Consider the following 23,074-nt stretch of genomic DNA (forward strand, 5'->3'; position numbering starts at 1 on the left):
CATTACTCAAAGAATTTGGCTGAAGCATTGGAGTTTGGTGTAGTGCGTTGCATCACATTATTAGCCACCGAATAGTTAGCCAGTGATGAAAGAGTACTTCCAGCCATGTATTTATTTTGAAAATCAACGCAAGTTGATGAAGAGCATTCCATCAATCCGACTGGAACAACGTTGTTAGATGCAATTGACGAGTAGTTCAATGCAACAGTCGCTTGCTGTTCAGAAAGTCGAGAACGAGAAAAAACAAAAGCAGTATCAATGTCGCCATACTGCAGACCATTTGGAATCAAATTACAGACACCCATTTTTGCTTCTTCTACGCCACACGAGGTCGCCAAGTGAAACGCATATGGTGAGGTTGCTTCATCTGTTGAATTTGAGAAAAGTTTCCCTGAAACATCTTGCATGTATTTAGAAACGTTAAAGTCTTTTAAGTTTCTATTGAGATCGGTTTGTTCACGTTCTTCAAGAGCCGTACAAAAAGCTGAATCAGGGAGGGCAGCATTCGTACCAGAATTTAAAATCGCTTTTTTGATCTCAATATTTTTATCGACACTTTGAATACCAGCAACGATCATTTCTGAATCACGCGTTTGGTTATCAACAATTTGATTTGCACTGACCGCTGTTTGTTGAGTAGATACACGCACAGCAGAACGTACCATCAATTGCTGAGCTTGTATTGCAAGCTCAGAAAGGATAGTGCCAAGACTAAAAGCATTGGTAAAAAGTGGTACGGATAATAGACCAACCGTTAAAGTACCCACCGCAATTGCTTTAACAGGTGAAAACTGATTAACAGTAATTCTTCTTTTACGCAGATTATTTCTATTTTTCATACCACCCCCAACTTAAGAGAAAAAGTCTTTAATTGATTGGGTGACAGAAGTAGATTCTGAACTTGAAGTTTTTGCGTTAGACGGTGTGCTAGTACTGGCTTTTTGATCAGTTGAATAAGAAACTGGACTAGTCGAGCTACTACCATTGATTGTATAAGTATCTCCACCCTCAAAAGCACCGCTAGGCATAACTAGACCAGGATCAAGTTTACCAAGTTGACCATTCACAGCAGTACCAAGCGCACCCGATACATCAGTATATTGACCAGCTTTGTTGATTTCACCTATAACATCATTCAATGGGCCAACAAGTTCAGTACTTGCAGTTTTCATTGCGTCACACGCTTTTTTAGTCGCGTAATCGACAACCATTTGTTGCGCTGCATTGATGATTGTATCAAGTGATGGAATAGTCACAGAAAGGTCAATGATTTTACCGATGTCAGCAAAACAGCCACCTTGACTAGCTGGACTGAACATTTTGTTAATATCGATTGGACGACCCCAAACCGTCATTTGTAGATCTAAGTTGTCTTTAACGACTTTACCGATCCCATCAGTTGCACATGATTCAATATTGGTTTGAATGTTTTGAGCAGCTGCTTGTTCACCTTTTTTAACCGCCATGAAGTTGTTTTCAGCAGCAGTAGAGTTGAATGACGAATTAGAACTGGTAGACGAATAATATCCGCTATTTGAATTCGACAAAGGCGTATCACCACCAGAGCTACTTGCAATGGTCGATGATGTTGCGATGTTTAAGTTACCCATGTTTTGAGTATTACTGGTAACAGAAGCAACGGAACTTTGTTGAACTGCAATAGCACTTGAACACCCAATAACGGTAGCAACAAAAATGCTTAAAGCACTTTTAGTTTTAAAAGCTGGCTTAACATTTTGTAGATTAGGGTTAGTCCTTAAAGTCTTGCCCCGAACTTGTTGTAGCCTTTTAGCTTTCTTGTGATTGTTACGCATATCTAGCCCTTTAAAAGAGTTATGATTAATGTTTTTTAGAAGCAAGTTCGCAAAGCACTACAACATCTTTTACTACAGCTTCACTACTTAAATATAAGGTAGCTATAAGGTGTTTTAACTCATATATCCTTTTAGCGAACTTATATATAGAATCATAATACCATTCTTCACCATATTGTAGTATATACTTCTCATTGGTTAAACATAGTTTTATGAATTCTTTTAAAATAGGACGCTTAAAAATAATAGCTGTCGTAATATATATAAACTGAGTACTAACCAAACACATTAAAGTATTAATTAGCTCTACTTCCTCTTTTAAGCATTCCTGTAAAACCGATGGCTTTAGGGTTTTAGAAAAACCTTCCTCAGTCACAATATCTTTTAAAAAACCTGAATCCGAGTACTTATTTTTCAGAAAATTACTTAATTCATGCACGTTCTTTAAGTAAATATTGATCTGATCTTTAGACGCAGTTTTGAAATGTTCCTCTACACGTTTTGGATCGTTTAACGTGATGTCGAGCATTTCAGATTCATTATTTTTTTGATTTAAAAGCACAAAAGCGGTGAAGCTGGTAACTTTGCGTGTTTCGCCAAGATAGCCACTACTGCAAGCATTCAAAAAAACAAGGCAATGCTGTTCAGTAAGATACAAGCCGTATTCTTTTGGTGTACCTGGTTCAAAGAAATTGAGTGAACGCTTATCAAAATGAAAAGTGTTCTCTAAGGTCTGACAAAAGTAGTTAATAGAGTGTACAAAAGCTTCTGGTACAAAGGTTGTAGGCTCTTGAGACAATGCTATGTTTTGGCTTTCTATGCTCATTCCCACGATTTAGTCCTCTTTGAGAGGTAGGGCGTAATAGCCCATTTGACTTAAAACACGTAAAGGAATATCAAAGTTAAGACTTTGCGTTAGACCAGATTTAGGGTTAAAGGTTTTAGCTGAAGCTATAAACAAAGTTTGCTCATTAATAAACACTTGAATGCTATTCGTGACTTTTTGTTCATCAAGTATGACGCCACATACAATATCTAATTTCACATCAAACGTATAAGCATCCATTTGAACGTCTATTGATTCCCAATCGATCGTCATGAACAAGTTTTGGTTTTCAAATTCCAAATTACCTTCTTCAAGAACTTTATTGATTAATCCCTTTTCTAATAATTCCAAGTAAAACGCATGTAAAGGCGTTGCATCTGCAAAACCATGAGGATTAAACGGCGTTCTTGTCGGTTCAGTGATTTTAGTTTGAATCATGTTTAACTCCATTAAAGGGTATTTAGATTCTATCTTAAAACACCCTAAATGTTTTTATTTAAAATTAATTAAAACCCATTGCTATAAGTTGAAGCGCTTTCTTTAGTTTTAACGTTTTCAAGATTGCTTTGCGTAATAGTATCTTTGTAATGCTGACTAAACGTATTTTTACCCGTTTCGTTTATGTTCTTAAGCTCATTTTTAATGACCTTAAGATAGTCTTGATATTTCGGTGACTGTTCTACATAAACTTCGGTCGCTGCAATTGAGAACATGTTCTTATCATTGGTTGCGATCGGAAATAGGGCAGTATAGGAAGCATCTTGCTTGAGCTGGTCCACAGTTGTTTGTTGCTCAATGATCTTCGCCTGATAGTCCAACAATGTTTTATTGATGTTTTCATGACTATGGATAACGAAATTCAACTGTCTGTCATTCGGACGTTCAAGGGTAAACGGCTGATCGATACCAGAAAGCTTATTACAGATCTCCATATTGTATCGGTAGGCTTCAAACGAGTCTGAAAAGTGATTAAAGTCTTTTCGGAGAGCATTATTGTTTTCTAAGTCTTGCTGAAAGTCTTGAAAGCATTGCAATACATATTCATCTTCATTTTTCTCAACGAATAATTGAGCGATGTTGGAGCACTGGTGCCGTTCGCAGAGATCCGCAAGCTTTTGAATGCTTTTAACCTCATTTTTCTTTTCTAAGATGTTGCGTAAATGTAGCTGAGTTGCCCGATACTCTTGCATCAACATATTGTGATGCTCGACAAATAGCTCATAATCGCTTTTAAGGTACGGACTGGCACCTTCAATCTCACGCTCTACCTTTTCATGCTTAGAGTTGGTTTGAACACGCTCACGCGTGGTATTCACTGTATTTTGACCAAAACCACCTAAGATTTTATCAAAAGCAATCATCGCATCGATGTCGCCAGTTACGTTTTTATAGAAATCCATGATTAACGCCCCAATGTTTGATCATTGTCATGATCGTTTCTACGTGCGACTTCTAAATCTATATGCTTATCAAGGTCACTCAAAAATTGAGATGTCGTATTTTTCTCAAGCTTTACTTGGTCTAAGTAGTTTTTAGTATTGAGATTCAAACCATCTTGGAGCGCTTCTAAGCGTAGGCCAGTTTTATCAAAATCAGCTTCAAGGATCTGATTCACTTCTTTGATTTTTTCCATGTCTTGCTGTTCTAGACGGTGTAACTTCACATCCTCATGAATCGCAGCGATATAGTGATCGGTTAAGATCTCTTGCTTTAAGTGCTGAAGCGCAATTTCCACGTTTCCTGTTTCGGCAATCACGGCGTTGAAGCTGTCAAAGATTTGACCTGTTTCAGCCGAGTTTCTAAATTCAACAATACGAGGCTCAACACTATTAAGGTTTACAAACTTGGCATCACCATACGCAGTAGGTAGTACTAGATGATCATCCATACATTCAAAAAGTTGCTTATATTCAGCATTCATAAGATTTGATGCTGCTTGAAGCTTTAAATCTTGTTGTAACGTGTCTAGGCGTTGGTTGAGATGTAGAAAGCTTTGAACATACATCTCGTTTTGAGAGTTTTCAGGCGCAACAACGGTTGAGGCCATACCTTTAACAACATTTTTCAGTTGCGTATTTTGAATCTGATCAGCAATTTGATTAAGCGCGTTAATGTGATCGGCTTTCACAAGGTTATTGTTTTTCAGTTGTTCAATAAATTGATTTTGTTCAATCACTTTTTCACTTTCCTTTTCGCTGAATAACGAATCTTTAATTTGTTGTTTCACCTGGTCCAAGTTAGAGAAGAGGTGAAGTACTTCTTGTTCATTGCTGTTATTGACTGCATTTAGCAATGTAACAAACACATCATGGCTGATTAGTTGTTGCTGATTATTTTCCGCATTCTGAAATTCAGCAATTTGACTACGGCTAATGACTTCAACACCAACATCATTGATATAGCTTGCGCCAATCGGGGAGAGTTGATTATCTGGAGCTTTTACGGCGTAGTACTCGCCTGATTTGCCATCATCTTTGGCGCATAGACCAATATATGTATTGCCATCTTGCGTAATGATTTTTGAACCGATGCTATTGAGTGCTGCAGAGGGTTGTAACGTACTCAAAGTTTGAATCAATTCTTTTTCGCGATTTTGATGAATTGCATTACTTACTGCCTGGTAAACTTCAGGATCTAAATAAGTCACCTGATTGGCAGATTCTTCATTGAGCGCCGTGACAGTATTCCACTCTAAAATATCTTTACGCGGTATCGTTGTAATACCGGCATTAATAATATCTTCCGTGGTAATTTGACGATCAAGGTTAGTAATGGCCACGGCGTTGTATTCGGGTGCAATTGATTTATGACCTTCCGAATCTGAAGTCAGTACCACGAATTGACCGTAATCCGTTTTCACCATGGCACCTACAACACTGAGCTTGCCTTCCAAAATCATTTTTGAAAGTTCAAGTTCACGTTCGGCAGATCTGGCATAAGTATTAGTCTGTTCTGCAGTATTGTTGATGGTATCGGCTTTGAGCTTGTCTAAATATTCACTTGAAAATTTACCAAGCGCATTTAACTCGTCTATCGGCTCGACAGACTCCAGCTCATACAGTGGAACGGTAGAGGATTCATTCACGATGTCTTTAAGATAAAGCACATCTTGTTCAGTGATATTTTCGAGATCTTCAATCACCGAAAGAGGCACAACGATCGCACGTTTATCCAGATTATCGGAAGCTATATCCAAAACAACCATATTGGTTTGGGTTGTTTCATCTTCATAAACCATACCGACAAACTGTTCAATTTCAGCATAAGAAACATTGTTGTGACGGTCTTTAAAGAATGCTTCTAAGTCAGAATCATGATCAACATAAATACTGTCATAAGGGTTCATTGGTTTACCGTCATTGTTTTGGTCTTGGCTTTGCGGTGCTGATTGAGTTGCCGACTGTTCTGCAGTATTGCCTTTAAACTTACCCAAAAGGTTTGAAAGTTTAGATTTGACTTTCTTTACTTGATCCGAAATTATTTGACCTGATTGATAGGCACGTTGAATAAACTGATCTTTGTATGAAGCTTTGGCTTCTTCAGTCATTTGTTCTGGATCTTGCCCTAATGGATATTCGGCACCAAGGAACATACGTGCTTGTTCTAAGTACTGAGAACAAATGGGTTCAAAAAAGCGACCTTCAAACTCATGGATCTTTTCAGACTTAATGCCTTCATGCAGTTCTTCAATTGAGAGAAACGTTACTTTGTCTTCAATCGCTTCTAAATAGAACGGCGTAATCGGGGTAGGTGCATCGCTACCTTCCACTTGAGGCGGTAAATCTGCTTCTTTAACTAGTTTGATAAATGGGGTAGAGGATTCAACACCTTCGACAGAATCCTTACCGACTACATCAATCACGATGTATTGTTCACCGTCAATGGCATAGACTTTACCGACATTTAGATCGAATTCTTCTAAGGTAACGCCGTCACGGTCTTTATTCAGTTGAGTGGTATATGGATCGTTTAAAAGAGGCAACATTTGCTCTTTAGAGATCGGTTTTAAAATATCGGCATTCTTACCAAGTTCAGTCAATTTTGATTTATCGGCTGTATTGGCAAGCTGTTCGGGTTGTTGTGCGTCTGGATGGTTACTTTTAACGGTAACATCAGGATTGATTGGTTTATCCCAAATGTTTTTCAGGTTATCAAGGCTTTTGTTCTTGTTGAACATGGCCATAATCGCTGCAATGATCAACTTGATTGTTTTCTTAACCAGTTCAATCATGACTGCAATCATTTTTGCACTGAGCGCAGCGAGTTCATCAGCGACCGTTCGTGGATGGCCGTGGCTATTTTCACGCGCTAAAGGAGGACGTTCGTTACCTTCCTCATTTCGCATATCCTTAAAGCTTTTAGAGGCAACGCTACTTGCAGCCAAACTTGCTTTGTCTTGTGGACCACCAGCAATGTTTAATGTGCTCTTTGGTGTACCTTTTGGTGCATTCGGATCAGCTGATTCAACATCTTCCTTTACTGTCTCTTTAGTCTTCTGATTTTCTTTATGTTCTTTCAAAAGTAGAGCAGCTTGTAACTGGTCGCTATGTTCACGGGTTTCTAATAACTGAATTACTTCCTTGGTTAACGTGTCCGTATTGAATTCAAGATAGTGAATCTCAAGTTGTTCAAGTCGAGCAGCTGTATGGTCGCTATTCACACGCCATTGATCCATGACGATAGATTTTGGCACTAAGCCAAGTTCTTCAGCTTCAATCCCACGAATTAAGCAAAAGTCACGCACTTGGCGCATCAATGCGTTAATTTGGTTTTTATCGGTTAATTCACCTGAAAAATAGGTATTCGGTGCACCCGTAACTTCGTTGTAGATCTGCTGTTTTGCTTCACGCACGACTTGGTTTTGGTTAATCAGGCCTTCAATCGCGAATTGACGATTACTCAGGAAGTTGAGGGCATTTTCTTTAGTTGCACCCTTCAGGCTTAAACCATAGTAGGGCTGAGTGATAAAAGATTTTGTCTCAAAGTTAAATAGGGTTTTTTCAGCCACTTGAACGGCTTCAAATGGATTCTCTTCTTTGGAAAGGAGGAAATCAGGATCATTGTCTGATAGGTATAATTTAGAGTCTGCAGTTGTATAAACACGGTCTTCAACTGGCAATGAACTGTTATTTTCAGCAATATTGCCTAATCCTTGGTCCAGTGCGTTTTTAGTCTGGATTTTATTCAGAGCCGCAATAAACTTAAGATCATCATCATTCTGCAGATCAAGCCCGATGTCTGCAAAGAATTCTAATTGACTGGCTGGCTCTCTTTGCTCAAGTGCATCAAATACTTTACCAATCAGAACAGGATCAAGTTCAGCTAAATCATTGACAGTGACAGCGGAAAGATCAAACGTGTTTTCAGGAATGATGGACCGTTCATTCTCGTAATTCGGGTAACTACTACGCTCATAATCACCTTCGTCAAAAAACATCGGTTCATCATCGTTCAACCGAGTATCTTCAAGAGGGGGAGCGTAATCATAATCTGGGTGCCCAGGAGGTACAGAGTTACCGCCCATAGGCTGATCATATTGTTCATACTGATCATACTGATTATTTTGATACCCATCATCTTGCATGACTGGCGGTTCTTCCATTAATGGAGGTTCAGATAGGGGATCATTGGGATATGGTTCAGACTGGTATTGTTGCGATTGATCTTGTGCAACATTGTTTTGTTGTGGCGTAGGCTGGATGGATTGAAATTCCACGCCGTCCAAACTTAAATCATCCCACTGTTCCAGGCCCTCATTGAAAGTTAATGATTGGCCGTCTTGCAGTTGATCAAGTGTTTGCTCGTCAAAATTATCTTGTTTAGGGCTTTGGTCCATATTTGATCCTTATGACAGGTGGCCTTCCTGGTTTTAAGAGTCCTTTTTAGAATCTGTATCAACATTCCAAATAAAGTCTTCTTTAAAGTCAGAATTAAAACCAGTTGTGATGTCTAATTCACTGTCAAAATCCACTAAATCTGAGTTATTAGAAGATTCCTCTAAGGGATTAGAGTTGCACATAAAATACCTGTATTTGTTTTTTAAAACGTCAATGTGATCGTCACGGATATGATACATGGTATATACGAACTAGACCACACGTAATTGTTATTCACGTATGGTCTGGTATATACCTTTTAAGGGAGGGTTTTAGAAAGATAATTGCTGGATTTCTTGATCGTTATCTAAGGTTTTACCCTTAGGTAACTCAGCCTTATAAGCTGGCTCTTCTGGAGGATTAAGCATACGGTTAATTTCATTTAAAAAGTAATCATTACCATCAGGAAGCTTAGATTTTAAATCCAAAAAGGCAGCTTCAATTTTGGTTGTACTGTCCAGCTCGTCAACAAAGCGTTCAACATCCTTGAGATCAAGCGCAAATCTAAACTCATTACGGCCTGGCTCAGTAAAGTGGATGTTCAACGATTCATCTGTTTTACCGCCTTTAGGATCATGGAATACGTTGGTATTCGACATAAAGCGATTGAACTGTTTTGCAACAGATTTCACCGTCACATTAAAGCAGTCTGACCCGTTGTAGTAGAACTCAATACTTGCTTTCTTGTACGGGAAATTAACCTTAGTACCCACATAGTTATTGCGGTTGAAATCAATGTTTACAGGCAATTGATTAAAGAAGTTCGCAATCTCTTTAACTTGCTTAAACGTCACTTGGTTTTCAAGAGAGCTTTCAAACAAGTCAGTTGGTGTATTTGATGGCAATAATAACGCACGGTTACGCATACCATCAGCATCGGTAAATATAACGGTTGAATGTCGTAGATCTAGTGAGCTGACAATCTTATGTGCCTTGAACATATTGCCCGTTAAGGTAATCGCTTGTCGTGTGACATCACCAGACGGCGCTTTCTCAAAATAGGTACGCGTATAACGGGAATAATTGTTTTGTTCAGTAAATAAGTTCACCAAGGGTTGACGATCCTCAACATGACGTCTATTCACATCAGCATAAGAATAAAATTCAGGATTGAAGCGTTTTAGGATAATACGTCCTTTTTCACTCACTGGAGCTACCCAATCCAAGTCTTGCTTGGCATTTTGCATGGTGTAATTGATCAGTGGAACTTTAAACGACTTCTTATCACCAGGGTAAACCAAATCAAGCTTAACCGCATTCGGTGTGATTGCACCTACACGTAACGGCGGTAGGTCTAGACGTAGCAAAGCACCTGTTTTGTGATCTGGCGTCACTTCATCATCAAAAAGACTAGGTTTTGAGATAAGGAACAATAACCCATGCGCTGAATGACCTTCTTTTTCGTTCCTTTCCATAGAACGAGCCAAGAATTTTAGATCCTGAACAATTCGATACATGCGATCAAAGTTAGAGGTCAAAATAGGATCATTGGCAAGATAAACCGCTTCAGCTACTTTTTCAAAAGCATCTGCAGAGTGATCATCAGGTTTACGAAATTGAATATCATCAATGTGTTTTACATTGGCTTCAACAACACCGAAATGATCAAATACTTCGTGTCGATAATCACGAATCACTTCACCACGCATTTGCCCATTTTTGAAAAATAACTTTTGCTTAGCAAAGCCTTCATATTTTTGGTACATCAATGCCTCAAAGTTATAGGCATAGTGTAGTAGTCCGTGTACCGTTTCATTGATGTTTTCATTGATACGTTTAAATTGACGCACCAGATAATCATCACTTTCTTTGAACATGAGTTTTAGATTGTCAGCACGTAATGGCTCAACATGTTCAATGTATTGCAGACCTTCAAAACGCACAGGTAGATCAAAGGTATTGATCTTGGCTGCTTCTGTTTCTGAAGTCACGGTAAAGAAGTTGTCCTTCACTTCAAACTCACGGACTTTTTTAGCTTTCCAGTCTAAAAAGTTGGTCTTGAGAGGGTTACGACCCAACAAGTCTAATTCACGGATCTTATCGTTATAGTCAACAACCAAGTCTTGATAAACCTGTTCTTGCTGACTAATCGGCATCAAAATCAGTTTAGATAGCAACTGGTTCACATGATAGTTTTGCGCCGTGCGATATGATGGTCCTTTTTCATCATCCGAAATATCAATATCAAGTGTGTTCGCCAAGTTTACGTTATTTTTTAAATAGTCCAACGCTACCCGGTTGCCAATGTAGTTGAGCATGTCAGGATAATCGTTTTCGTTAAACTTGGTTTCTGAGTTGGCAGAGACGTTCGCTGATAGGGTAGACAGTTTACGCATCATCATTAAGTGCATACGTGTTTCTGCTGGAATACCCGAATCTACTGTCGTCATAATCGGATGTGATTCTTCACCACGGCGACCCACACGACCGATCATCTGAATCGTATCGGTAGAGTTCTCAGGTTTTTGCAAGAAAAACAACTCACGTTGGCGCAAGTGATCCGATGGAATTGTAGGATCAGGGTTTTTGGCTGCATGTAGAGAAATACCCGTACAACCAGAGCGAGTCACAATAACAACATCGATTTCACCAGATTGGAATTTTGATTGAACCAAAATCTTACCTTGTGTCGTATTGTTCTCTTGTTTATTAACCTTCCATTTGCCGTCTCTTGTTTCCGTTAAGTGGATCTGACGGCCAGAGATTTCATCAATCTTGAAGCCAGCTTTTGTCACCTTGTTACGTAGTACGTCCAAAGGCATCAAAGGTAGGTCAGGGAACTTTTGAATCTTTTCTTTGATACGATCCAAAATGATTTTATACGGACTTACCACTGGATCGCCGTTTTCATTAAATGTCACTTCCGTACTGAGCTTCTTAACGAACGAGTTACCGTAGTTATCTTCAGCTTTCACCACATCGATGCGATCTAACATCACTTCAAGCAAGTCACGGAATTGTGGGAGTTCATCTAAAACAGAAATTTGACTTTGCAGATAGCTACCGCGCTTATCTTCAAGCTTAGTCAATTCCTTTTGAATATTTTTCGCTGCTTTTTCATCGCCAGCGTCACGGTTTTCTTTGATCATGAGTTTTTGAAGCTCACTTTCAAGAAATTCAATTTCTGACGATACCGACTTGAAGTTATTAAACGCTTTTTCTTTTTCAGGCGAATCAGCGGTAACGTCTTGCGCCGTATCTGCTTTTAAAATCGCTTCCATGTGACTTTGCATCAAAATGTTGAATAGACTCTCACCCGTATTTTCCAAACCAATCACGGGCTTTCTACCCTCATGTAACGCCTGAATCACAGCATCACTTGTAGAGTCAGTTTTCAATGCCAATAGGAATTGCTTTTGGATCTGGTACATTCGAGATCCAAAGTTCATCACACTCAAACTTAAACGGTTTTTCGGATCGTCTGAATCCTGATGAAAGTCTAAATTGGCAACAGCATCATCATCATTGGCAATGTTTTCTAGCGCATCGAGGCGAATGTCTTTAGAAAATTTCACCATGTCCGTCAAGATGTCAGAAAGAACATCTGAGTAATTGTGAAATTTCTTAATTTCCTCTTCAGTTGGCACAAAGGTTTGAATGGTAATGTGCGAGAGATCTTGCTCTCTACGAATCATTGCAGAGCTATCTACCAAACCTTCAGAAATAAACTCCAAAATTGGACCATCTGCATTATCGATAACCTTTTGTAAGTCATTACGAGATACGGATCGAGGGAACAATTTATGGAAGAATTCAAGATTTTCAGGTTTCTTAATTGCCGATGCAGACTGGAAATTAATTAGGTTGGTCTGATCAATAACATCTAAGAAAAATTGACTTGTAGCTGATTTCAAGGATGCTGCACGGTGCGTTTCATCCATCACCAAAACAGTGTCTTGATTAATAAAACGAGTCAATAACGCACGTTTACGGTTTGGTCGGTTAAATTGGCTATACGTTGCCAATACCAAGTCATGTTGCGCTGGAATATCTTCAATTTCCTTAGGCAGATCTTGGCCAGTGAATAAAACCTCTTCAGTACCAAAGCGGTTAATCACAGCATCCGAGTTAAAGATAAACGGATCTTTAAAGAACTTGTCACTGTCTGTAGCAACAATATCACGCCAAATGTCGTTCAAGAGTTGCGTTGTATCTGTAAGGAAAACAGGGGGCTTTCCTCTTAACGCACTATATCGTAAACACGCAGCTGCAATACGACCTTTACCTAAACCCGTCTGGTCGCCAATAAGCACAGGTAAGTTTTGGTCAAAACGTAAAATGATATGGGCAACCGCATCGACCTGTTCACATGCAAAAGCGGACTTTAGTGCATCAAAATTGTCATATTGCAATTTCTTAGCGACATAGGCATCAACAAGAGTAGGGTAGTTACCATTATCGACTTCAGCTTGGAAATTGATACCCCCAAAACCTAATACATTTTGGATGTGTTTAGTCAATTGAGCATTTGCCTGATTAATCGCTTTAATCTGGTTTTTAGCCACTAAAGCAATTGGCTCAGATGCCATGGACATCGGTATATACTTAACTTGGTATATATTTTCCGGAGTTGGTTCTGTTGTGTTTTCAGCATTAGGAACAGGAACAATCGGCTGTAAATTTGATTGGTCAGATTCAACAGTCGGTTCTTCTTCTTTTTGCTCAGTACCGATCGCTAATTCAGAATTTAACTTAGCAATCTCTTCAGCAGTTAAACCCGGTTCCTGTTTTACTTGCTCTACCGCTGGTTCTTCAGCTGGTGTTTGTTCAGGTGTTTCACCCTCATTGGTCGCCGTGGTATCACCTACTTGAAGATTAACGTCATCGTCAAGGTCTTCATCCTGATTTTGGTTCTCGTGCGGATTCTTTACCTCAGGCACGAAATCATTGTCATTTTCATTTTCAAACGTTGGTGTAGCTTCAGTTGGTGTAGGTACATCATCATCTGAACTGGTTGTTTGCGTACTAACTTCAACGGTTCCGAAGTCAAAAGAAACTTTATTCGGTTTTGATTTAGGTTTACGACCAAACATCGGTTTTGGTTTGACAGCTTCCTCTTGCTTAATCTCTTCTTCTTTAGCGACCACGACTTCATCAAACATAGTGACTGCAGACGTAGGCGTTACACTTGATGCAATATCTTCAAGTGGCGAAACAGGCTGTTCATCACCTAGACTGGCAAACAAATCGTCATTTTCTTTTTCAACAGGCTTAACCTCAACAACAGGTTCAACCACTGGTGCTTGTTGCTCAACTGGAGTCGGAGTAGTTGGCTTGAAGTATAGATCCTTATTCGGATTCAAACGTTTATAGATTACGTTATTAGCCCATCCCCAAAGTTCGTCATAGTCCGTTATGACTTTCAACTTATCTGGTACCACAGAAGATTGGTAAGTTTGTAGTAACGCTTGTTCATTTTTACGATTGCCTACCACCAACATACGAACATTTTGATTAGCGCCGTTTCGTGCATATGCATTGCCGTGGATTTCTACAACCGCCTCAACTTCATAATGCTTATAGAGATAATTGAGTAAATTCTTTGATTTACGCTCAACCGTACCATCTGAAATCTGTTTATCTGAGCCAATAATGAAAACTGAACGCCCTTGATCGTTTCGTGCGTTTAGTGATTTAACCAGAATGGCATGGTCCAATTTATCCGTACTGAACCAGACGTTTTCTGATGGATCTACCAATAATGGGTTTGGATCTACGCCGTTACGCTGTTGAACCAAAATTGGTGCAACACGTTCTAATTTATCCATAGCACCAAAAGGAGGGTTGGCAATCACATAGTCAACTTTTTGCTTAAACGTTTGCTCAAAATCAATTTGTGTAGCATCTGCAGTAACAACCGTGCATTCATAATTTTGAGTCAGTGCTTTTGTACGTTCAGCACGTTTGGGATCTAACTCAACCGCATAGACAGAAGCATTACGCTCTTGGGTTAATAAACCGATTAAAGATCCATTACCCACAGTTGGCTCGAGCACGGAAAAGTTTTGTTTTGTTCGGTTATCACCCTCAATCAATAAGCGCTGAGCCACAAGTGACATCGGGATTGGAGTCGAATATTGCTGTAACATACGAATCGTATTGTTTCGCATGGTCTTAGTCGGCATGCGATTGTATAACGCTAAACTCGTTTTAAATGAGCTCTCAGTAAAATCAAGCTCACCTAACTTTTCGACCATCACTGTTTCAAGCGCTTCTTCTGCAGTATGGATCTGTTTATCTGTTACCTTGGATACATCAACGTCAGCATTTTTGGCTTGCGTGATTAGAGCTAAAAACTTTAAAAAGTCCTGGTGATTATGGCTCTTTGTTTCATGTTCTAATTGATAGATATAGCCTCTTAAGCATTCTTTTAAATCTTTTTGCTTGGTCGCACGTAAGTACAGACTAGACGGCTGATCATTAGGACCTTCAGGTATTTGCGTACCTTGGGCATTCACGTAAAAACGGTTATGAGCTGAAGCATAGATTTTGTTGCCATCAGAGTTATAACCGAGTGGAGTTGCACTATTCAACGCAACGTTCAATCGTTGTGGCACCAATGTTTTTGCTTGGGCATTGAACAAATCATGCAATTCTTGGCGAGTCGCAAGCACACTACGGATAAATTCTTTTGGAATACCCAAAACTTCATGAAACAGTCTTGGTTTGATCGTTTCATTCAAATTGTATTGATACAAGTGACCGTCAAAGTGAGGATAAGCCTCAAACTTCATCGGTGTAAAACCAATGTTATTCAAATTTTCTTTAGATAGTTTTTTTTGAACGTCCAATAAGAGTAATTGGCTATCCGTCTGGCCAACACGCCGTACATCGAGATATACACCAGCTTGTGATAAGTCGATCCATTTAATTTTTTCGTTTAAATCATGAGTAGTCATAGCGAACCTGAAGAAGAATTATTAAATTTGATTAAAAAGTCATGTCGTTATAGACATCAGAAGTCGCAGCCTTTTCTTGGCTTTTCTTAACATCCATTTCTGGCTGTCTGACTTTCATCATTAACTCTTGTGGATCAGGTAAAAGATCGTGGTTGAAGTTCTTAGATAACGGACTATCGATTGAAGCTTTATGTTGCTGTACATGCTCTACCGTAATTTCTGAAAAGTTCAACGCATTCATACGGGTTTGAGTAAGTTCAACAGGCTCGATAAACGAGACAAAACAATTATTCGAGTTCCGTTGGTGTGGTTGAATAACAATAAACGCTTCAGCAAATTGCTGTTTTGCATGCGTCAATTTATTCATGGTCTGACGATCAACTTGACTTAAAAATTGAGGATTTAAGTCGTGCGGTTTTGGATTGCCGTAGTCATCGGTAAATTGATTCACTAGGGGAGGTGCACCAACACCACGAACACCCTCACCAGTACGTAAATCTATTTCTGGATCTACCTTGCGAAAACCAGCGTGAGGCGTTTTATTGTTGAAAAATTTCTTTAAGAACGTGTCTTTGTAAAGCGCACCTAGTTGTAGTTGTTGGCCATGATAAACCTCAGGCAGTAATTTTTGACTCACCAAGCCAGCGTAAAGACGTTTTAAATTTTGATTTTTTTCTTTGTCTACATCTTCATTGTAGAACACTTTAATTTGTCGATCGCCAAGTAATGCAAACAGGGCAATACGGGCCTGGTCCATAACATAAACGTTCTGAGCCTGTTTATCGAACTGGTCTTTTTCATGCTGGTTGGATGGTACAAAATTTGGATCAAAAGTTGCGGTGTGAAAGTCATTGCCGTTCAAAATATCTTTGATACTTTCAATCGGATCTTTAGCAACCCGATAAGACTTTTTAGTTTTATCAATACCGCCACGTTGCATCAACGGATCTGGCTTAGCGAATTGCTTAACACTTTCACGATCAGCACTGTCATAGGTTGGAATCAATGGGATTGTAGTTAATACAGAACCAGACTCATAGCGCACAACAATTTTTGAAAATGGAATGCGCTCAGGTTGGTTGTCAGTACTATTCGATAAAGATTTAACAAGAAGCTGTAAATTATTTTTAATAATAGCGTTATGAAGTGCTGGAGAATTAATTTTTACATTGGGCACTTGCATATGTGCTGCATCTTCAATGATTTGAGCTTTAACAAAGAAATCGCCGTTTTTTTGTTGATGCACATTGATAGAAGTGACTGCTTTGATTAATTGTGAATTCGGGTTGTTACTCATTACGTTGCACCACTGAGCAACATAAGTTTTATAACCGTCAAGAGATTCGTAGGGTGAGTCAACACATTTGTCAAAACAGATAATTCGACCACGGTTAGCACCGCGATTATGTGTGTCTAATGAAGTACGTTGGTTACGTCCAGAATCAAATTTTGCGTGGACTTCATCTACTGAAACATTCTCAGTATGATGCTTGTTGAGTTTATTAATGATCTTCGTGAATTCTTCAGATGAACTCATTCGTATGCGAACTGGTTCATTGGTAGACATATCAAAGCCGTATGCATACAGCTCGTCTTGTTCATCATGTTTGTAAAATTGATCTACAGTCATGACGATACGTTTAATCGTATTATCACTTTTACTCATTTCTTAAATTCCACGCTTTATATTTTTGATTGCTGGTCATTGACTCAAGCTATTTATAAAATACTACAAAACCTCATTGGTATATACTAAGGAGGCAAATAAAAAATTAAAAAATATATTAAAAAGTTTAAGAGTAAATTTTTAAAAAGAAATTTTTTGTTTATTATCTTTCTAATTAAGGGAAGTTAATTAGGGACATTTTTTATGCTTATTTTTCATGATATTACAGGATTAGTACGGAAAAACACAAATGGTACGAGCGAAAATCAAATTCATTTGAGCGCAAATTGAATTTGAATTTTTAGAAAATAAGGCGTTTTTAGCTGGTTTTTGATGTTTTTATCCACTTTCCTATTAAATTCTATCCACAAATTAAGTTCTTGTATATTAGAATGAATTTAAAAATATGAGTAAAATATTGTTCATTTTTTAGCTTTTTGCAATATTGGAAATTTGCAAACTAGCAAGTGTTGTAAGTCGCTGTTTATAATAAAATTAAATAGAATAAAAAATACTTCCAGCGCAAATTAAATTCATTTGAGCGCAAATTAAATTCAAAACGTTGCGGATAACTTCTCCAATTTCCTGAGAGCCTTGATAATAAAGACTTTCAGATTTTATGAGGAATAGCCCTTATATATGACCCAACGATCGCTATTTAGCTTGTTTTACGACAAATCAATAACTTACGCCATTAGGACGGAAGAAAGTTTACAACCCATTTATAAAAAACTTTCGCTGAGTTCAGACTATAACAGAAAATCAATGAGTTACGCCATTAGGACGGAAGAAAGTTTACATCCACTTATAAAAAACTTTCGCTCGTATTTTGACACAACTATAAATCAATAACTTACGTCATTAGGACGGAAGAAAGTTTACAACCCATTTATAAAAAACTTTCGCTGGAAGTTAGGTACAGCCAAAAAGTTATAACCTAACCTTAAAACATACTAAACATACTATCTATGATAGTTGAGCTATTGGATCTGGACAAAAAAGTAAAATCAATAACTTACGCTATTAGGACGGAAGAAAGTTTACAACCCATTTATAAAAAACTTTCGCTCGTATTTTGGCACCACTATAAATCAACAACTTACATCATTAGGACGGAAGAAAGTTTACACCCACTTATAAAAAACTTTCGCTCGAAATTTGCCAGCAATATAAATCAACAACTTACATCATTAGGACGGAAGAAAGTTTACAACCCATTTATAAAAAACTTTCGCTCGAAATTTGCCAGCACTATAAATCAACAACTTACATCATTAGGACGGAAGAAAGTTTACAACCCATTTATAAAAAAGTTTCGCTCGAAATTTGCCAGCACTATAAATCAACAACTTACATCATTAGGACGGAAGAAAGTTTACAACCCATTTATAAAAAAGTTTCGCTCGTATTTTGGCACCACTATAAAACAATAACTTACGTCATTAGGACGGAAGAAAGTTTACAAACCATTTATAAAAAAGTTTCGCTGGGTGCCTATCTTGAGCACATATTTATTTGATCAAGTATTACATTGGTTAACTTACATTGTAATTGTGAATATTACTCATATAAGGCACTGTTTTTCATAGTCTTATTTATTAAGAAATTACTGTTAAAAATGCTTTTAATCGTAGTCTAATTAACGAATTGATGCTATAATGTCTACTCAGAATGCCTATGGGAATTCGAGATATGCAATATCAATCATTTAGTCTTAGACATCAAAAAATACTCATTGACTTCAATGTGTTTAGTTCTGGCTCGTCTGATATTTTGCTAAAAGGTGTTTTATCTGCCGAATTGCTTATTCTAGTTGATAATTTAAATGCATTTTATTCTGCAGAAGACGGTAGATACGTTGTATCAGCTGAAAAAGTTAACCACGTTACAGGTCTAGATTTTAATAAGAAAACTATCAACCAGATCATGCGTGAAGCTTGTGATTTATCATTTATGATTGATACAGATGCGAAGCAAGCTGCAGCACCTATGATTGACGAAATTCAAATCTTATCAAGTGGCGATATTACTTTTAAACTCACTAAAAGCTTTGATTTTTTTAGAAATTCTCTTAGTTTTAAAAGCATATATGAGAAGCTACCATACAGGTTCACTACTTCTAAACTAGAGTTACCGCAGATCGGTCAACAAATAATGTTAATTGCGTAATTAAGCCTCTGACGAGGCTTTTTTATTGTCTAAAATTTAGTTAGTATATACACAGCTTTAAAGCGAAAAGACTACAACGTTAGTTGGGTTGCAAATATATTTTTATTTTTATTTTTTAATTCAATCTCAGGCAATGTACGTTGTACGTTGTCTAAAGTGGAGCAGTTATGCAAGATTCTTCACAAGTCTGCATAAGTAAAGGAATTTCAGAAGATGAAATTTTTGGACTATCGCAGTCAATCAAAGACTCAATTATTAATGCCGAAACAAAAACCATGGATCTCTTGGGTTACGGCAACAAAATCAGTAATTTCATAGTCGAATGTTATCTAGATATTCCAGTTGTTGATCAATTCATTTTTTACTTAATGTTGGTGAATGCCAAAAATAAGTATGCACATCAGCTGCAGCGCGTTATCGCTGAAAAACCTGAATTATCCCAAATTGAAGCATTACAACTAGCGAACAACTTTGTTCTGAATTTTGAATACATCCGTCAAATTCTTTTATTCAAAAATAAAGCTAATTACCTTAGCAATGGCCGTATCAAATCTTTGGCATGGAATACGCTAAATAGTGTTGGTAAAGTGATGCTACCAATGAGCTCTTTACGCCAAATGGACAGCGAACCATTTTCAAGAAATGACGTAGACAGCGTAACTCATAAAAGAATGTTTGCCAGTACGGGCTATTTTGAATTAGATAACAATGCGTTTATTTGCTATCAGCTTGAAGAAACGTTGATTGCCAATCTATCTGAATTAGATTTTGATAAAAAGGGGCGCTACACAGTTCTCGACACTTTAACGGTTCTTGGATTTAAGGACCGTTTTGATCTTTATATGTATAACTTGATGAAGATCAATGAGTTTCGTGGCGAAGTGGTTATTCCTTACATTGACTTCAAAGCATTAACCGAGTTTTCAGTAGAATTTAAATACAAAGCAAGTGATTTTTACCGTAAACGACTTCTTGTTTCATTAGAAAGACTGAATAACAATCCATCTATTGAATTATTTATTTCTGTTAAGTATGAACCATGCAATAAGCGTACACCAGATCGTGACAATTTTTGCAATTATCGTTTTCAGATTCAGTTGAAGTCCAACTATCGTAAAGCGCTTAATACATTAAATGAAATGTGTGCAAAGGTTCAGGATGAACAGGGCAATGAGCTTAAAATCAGTAATGCGCTCTTCACTTCAGCAATTCGATTGAATAATGGTGAACCTGAAAAAGTAATAGAACTTGTTAAGGATCGTTTAGCTGCTTATACAACTAAGAATGGACCATCATATTTAGCTAAAAATCTTAATTTGGTTGCGTCTTATGTTACGCGAGCTCTAGAAGATCTATATAAAAGTAATCACTTCTTTGAAAGATTCCTAAACGATATGAAGCAAGCAGATAATTTACTTTATCTGAGAAATCGTGATAAGAAAGTTGAGATCGAAAACAAAAGTGCATCTACTTTCTCAAGCGAATTCATTAATATTCGCGACAAAGTTGATGTTACCACTTGTGAAATTCTTACAAACGCTGAGTACATTTCAAAGAAAACGGAAGCTACTGTAATTATTGATTATGCTTTCATACGTAATTCTATTTTTATTACACATCCTCATTTGCGCCACCAGCGAAATGCAGACGAGAAAAAATACATAGATCTCGTGTGTGAAAGCACAAAGCTTTGCCAAATATTCTTTGGTACGGGTAATGAAAATAAAAAAACGTTAACTCAAAACTATTTAACAGAACTCCTGTTTGAACATTTTTTTGATGATAATTTCCACTTGAACTCAGATGTATTAAAGAATCTTCTAAAAAAAGATAAGGACTATTGGGTACAAGAAAAGCAAAAGACATTTATGCGGTTGTGGAAACTTGCAAATGAGTTCAGTTTAAAAGCTATTAGTCCAGCGAACTACAACGGTAAAGAGAGTTCAGACAATGAATAATAAACTTTATTTATGTGCAATTTTTACGGCTACTATATTGAGTAGTAGTGCAAATGCCGATTTTAGTGATTGGTATAAAAAAGCAACTTCAAATGAAGATTCAACTCAGCAAGTGCCAGCTCAACAACAGCAAGCACCTGGTCAAATTCAACAGCAAGCACCAGTTCAGGTTCAGCAACAGCCGATACAGCAAAGACAATATAATTCTAATCGGAACACCACAGCTACGCGTTACCAAAACAATAATGCAAATGTCACTGGTGATTCTGGCCTTGAAGCACGAATGAATAACTTGAATTCGACCATTGAGAATCTAAACAAGTCATCAAAAAGTGGTGACAACCTCACGAATAACTATCTAAATATTGTTCAATTCATAGTGATAAACGAAGAAACACGTAAATTGGATGGTAAAGACAATACATCACTGATCAATAACATGTTGGCTGGTATTGTGAGTTGTCAGAATAAATACAAAGTCGATGTTATACAAAAAGTGAATAATCAACTCCCAAGAGATGTTGCTAACACCGTACAACGGTATTTAAGCCAGAATGGACGCTCTATTGGTGCAAACGGCAACTGTTTATACTAATTAAACCCCCTTTTAAAACCGTCCTTAAAAGGCGGTTTTTTTTATTCTTAAAACATACCTATTTATTTTAAAACCACATTCTATATACTACTAACAGTTTAATGAATATTAATGTGGGTTTTATCATGATCAGTTCTAAAACAATATATGAACTATATCAATTGCTGAATCAATCCGAAGTACAAGAATTAAAATCATCTATAACTGAGACTTTTGGTGCAGATGTGGAAAGTGAAGTTGATAAAAGCCCGGTCTTACAGCAAAAGATCAATTATTTTATTTATCAATATATACATCTCAAGCATCCAGAAAGAACAGACAAGATCTTATTCGATGCAAATGAGTCGGCTCACGAGGTTGTAAAAACAGAACACCTTAAAAGTGAGCCAGTACCCTTATTAAAAGATTTTGTATCAAACAGCAGCAATAAAAGTTTAGCACCTGAAGAACAAAAAGATGTAATTGCAGTCACTTTACCAGCCGAATTATCTGACATTCCTGTTGAACCAACAAATCAAAACCATACAGGAAATAATGAAGTAAAACATGACTATAACATTATCCTTGATGGTCGAACTAAGCTAAATATATTGCTCGAAAGATATTTAAGTGGTGTTGATGATGTGGCTCGTGAAATCATTGTGAAGTGCTTTCTTGTTATCTCTATATTTGTAGCACTGATCTCTCTTGTTATGGTTCTTCTGAATACGACCAATATTAACCAGATCCAAGAAATGTATGATATTGGCCATAAAACATTCCTATTCCAATATGCTGAAGTCTGCAATGTAAATGTTGAAGTTGCAAAAGCGAATCCATGTGTTATCTCAGAAATCAATAAACGTATTTCTGAACTATCAAATAGCAGATTTTGGAACACGTTCGGGGTGGTGCTTTTCTCACTTTTATCGTGCTTTTTCTTCTACCATATCTCTACTTACCGTGATTCTAAAGATAAGCACAACGGCTAGTCTTAAAAGGAGGGTAGGGTGTTTTAAAATGGTCTTAAAAGGCCATTTTTTTATTTTAATAACAAAGTTTTATAGTTGATAAAAGGTATTCTAAAAGCATAATAGATACACTCTTAAAACTGGAATGCGTTGTGCTTTTTAAAATTCCAAAAACGGGTGAGATTGATTCAAGTGAACAATCGATGACAGGCCTGGTACTCAAATCGGCATACAACTTAGTTGCCATTTTCAATATTTGCTACATCTTTGTAGTTGTATTCTTTGTGTTTGAAATGTTTTTAAATACAACGATATACAAGA

The 23,074-nt window shown here is 37.4% G+C and carries 12 protein-coding genes; 4 read left to right on the top strand and 8 right to left on the bottom strand.

Going from position 1 to position 23,074, the window contains the following annotated elements; genetic code table 11:
* Positions 1-2 precede the first annotated feature (2 nt).
* From ACTL4S_RS10110 to ACTL4S_RS10145, 8 genes are all read right to left on the bottom strand, one after another.
* Positions 3-839, bottom strand: coding sequence for a hypothetical protein (locus ACTL4S_RS10110; RefSeq protein WP_005028686.1), 837 nt, complete (start codon positions 837-839; stop codon positions 3-5).
* Positions 840-851: 12 nt separating this feature from the next.
* The gene (locus tag ACTL4S_RS10115; protein ID WP_005028689.1) at positions 852-1,814 is read right to left on the bottom strand and encodes a hypothetical protein; all 963 of its coding nucleotides are present in this window, start codon (positions 1,812-1,814) and stop codon (positions 852-854) included.
* A gap of 25 nt (positions 1,815-1,839) precedes the next feature.
* Complete coding sequence (locus tag ACTL4S_RS10120) at positions 1,840-2,640, bottom strand: hypothetical protein (RefSeq protein ID WP_024160804.1); 801 nt, start codon at positions 2,638-2,640, stop codon at positions 1,840-1,842.
* Between the two features lie 9 nt (positions 2,641-2,649).
* On the bottom strand, positions 2,650-3,078 hold the full coding sequence (locus ACTL4S_RS10125) for a hypothetical protein (RefSeq protein WP_044431645.1): 429 nt from the start codon (positions 3,076-3,078) through the stop codon (positions 2,650-2,652).
* A 68-nt stretch (positions 3,079-3,146) separates the two neighbouring features.
* Positions 3,147-4,040, bottom strand: coding sequence for a hypothetical protein (locus tag ACTL4S_RS10130; RefSeq protein ID WP_032055064.1), 894 nt, complete (start codon positions 4,038-4,040; stop codon positions 3,147-3,149).
* A 2-nt stretch (positions 4,041-4,042) separates the two neighbouring features.
* A complete protein-coding gene (locus tag ACTL4S_RS10135; protein ID WP_120364232.1) occupies positions 4,043-8,476 on the bottom strand; it encodes a hypothetical protein in 4,434 nt (1,477 codons plus the stop codon).
* Between the two features lie 312 nt (positions 8,477-8,788).
* Positions 8,789-15,415: a strawberry notch C-terminal domain-containing protein gene (locus ACTL4S_RS10140; RefSeq protein WP_262450250.1), complete on the bottom strand. Its 6,627-nt coding sequence runs from the start codon at positions 15,413-15,415 to the stop codon at positions 8,789-8,791.
* A gap of 31 nt (positions 15,416-15,446) precedes the next feature.
* Positions 15,447-17,081 (bottom strand): hypothetical protein, encoded by a 1,635-nt coding sequence (locus tag ACTL4S_RS10145; RefSeq protein WP_005005782.1) that lies wholly within the window; start codon positions 17,079-17,081, stop codon positions 15,447-15,449.
* A gap of 1,692 nt (positions 17,082-18,773) precedes the next feature.
* On the opposite strand from ACTL4S_RS10145, the gene ACTL4S_RS10150 reads away from it, so the two are divergent.
* The 4 genes from ACTL4S_RS10150 (at position 18,774) to ACTL4S_RS10165 (ending at position 22,774) form a co-directional block, all read left to right on the top strand.
* Positions 18,774-19,250 (top strand): hypothetical protein, encoded by a 477-nt coding sequence (locus ACTL4S_RS10150; protein ID WP_005005780.1) that lies wholly within the window; start codon positions 18,774-18,776, stop codon positions 19,248-19,250.
* 167 nt (positions 19,251-19,417) lie between these two features.
* Positions 19,418-21,208 (top strand): hypothetical protein, encoded by a 1,791-nt coding sequence (locus tag ACTL4S_RS10155; RefSeq protein ID WP_005005779.1) that lies wholly within the window; start codon positions 19,418-19,420, stop codon positions 21,206-21,208.
* On the top strand, positions 21,201-21,803 hold the full coding sequence (locus tag ACTL4S_RS10160) for a hypothetical protein (RefSeq protein ID WP_005005776.1): 603 nt from the start codon (positions 21,201-21,203) through the stop codon (positions 21,801-21,803). Before ACTL4S_RS10155 ends, ACTL4S_RS10160 begins: the two co-directional genes overlap by 8 nt.
* Before the next feature lie 125 nt (positions 21,804-21,928).
* Complete coding sequence (locus tag ACTL4S_RS10165; protein ID WP_024160863.1) at positions 21,929-22,774, top strand: hypothetical protein; 846 nt, start codon at positions 21,929-21,931, stop codon at positions 22,772-22,774.
* The last annotated feature ends 300 nt before the right edge of the window (positions 22,775-23,074 follow it).

It is taken from the genome of Acinetobacter lwoffii, from assembly GCF_052078135.1.
Taxonomy (GTDB): Bacteria; Pseudomonadota; Gammaproteobacteria; order Pseudomonadales; family Moraxellaceae; genus Acinetobacter; species Acinetobacter lwoffii_Z.

What these genes read in the sequence shown, in the direction of transcription:
- ACTL4S_RS10110 (WP_005028686.1), bottom strand. Translation starts at nt 839, where the DNA reads ATGAAAAATAGAAATAATCTGCGTAAAAGAAGAATTACTGTTAATCAG.
- ACTL4S_RS10115 (WP_005028689.1), bottom strand. Translation starts at nt 1,814, where the DNA reads ATGCGTAACAATCACAAGAAAGCTAAAAGGCTACAACAAGTTCGGGGC.
- ACTL4S_RS10120 (WP_024160804.1), bottom strand. Translation starts at nt 2,640, where the DNA reads ATGAGCATAGAAAGCCAAAACATAGCATTGTCTCAAGAGCCTACAACC.
- ACTL4S_RS10125 (WP_044431645.1), bottom strand. Translation starts at nt 3,078, where the DNA reads ATGATTCAAACTAAAATCACTGAACCGACAAGAACGCCGTTTAATCCT.
- ACTL4S_RS10130 (WP_032055064.1), bottom strand. Translation starts at nt 4,040, where the DNA reads ATGGATTTCTATAAAAACGTAACTGGCGACATCGATGCGATGATTGCT.
- ACTL4S_RS10135 (WP_120364232.1), bottom strand. Translation starts at nt 8,476, where the DNA reads ATGGACCAAAGCCCTAAACAAGATAATTTTGACGAGCAAACACTTGAT.
- ACTL4S_RS10140 (WP_262450250.1), bottom strand. Translation starts at nt 15,415, where the DNA reads ATGACTACTCATGATTTAAACGAAAAAATTAAATGGATCGACTTATCA.
- ACTL4S_RS10145 (WP_005005782.1), bottom strand. Translation starts at nt 17,081, where the DNA reads ATGAGTAAAAGTGATAATACGATTAAACGTATCGTCATGACTGTAGAT.
- ACTL4S_RS10150 (WP_005005780.1), top strand. Translation starts at nt 18,774, where the DNA reads ATGCAATATCAATCATTTAGTCTTAGACATCAAAAAATACTCATTGAC.
- ACTL4S_RS10155 (WP_005005779.1), top strand. Translation starts at nt 19,418, where the DNA reads ATGCAAGATTCTTCACAAGTCTGCATAAGTAAAGGAATTTCAGAAGAT.
- ACTL4S_RS10160 (WP_005005776.1), top strand. Translation starts at nt 21,201, where the DNA reads ATGAATAATAAACTTTATTTATGTGCAATTTTTACGGCTACTATATTG.
- ACTL4S_RS10165 (WP_024160863.1), top strand. Translation starts at nt 21,929, where the DNA reads ATGATCAGTTCTAAAACAATATATGAACTATATCAATTGCTGAATCAA.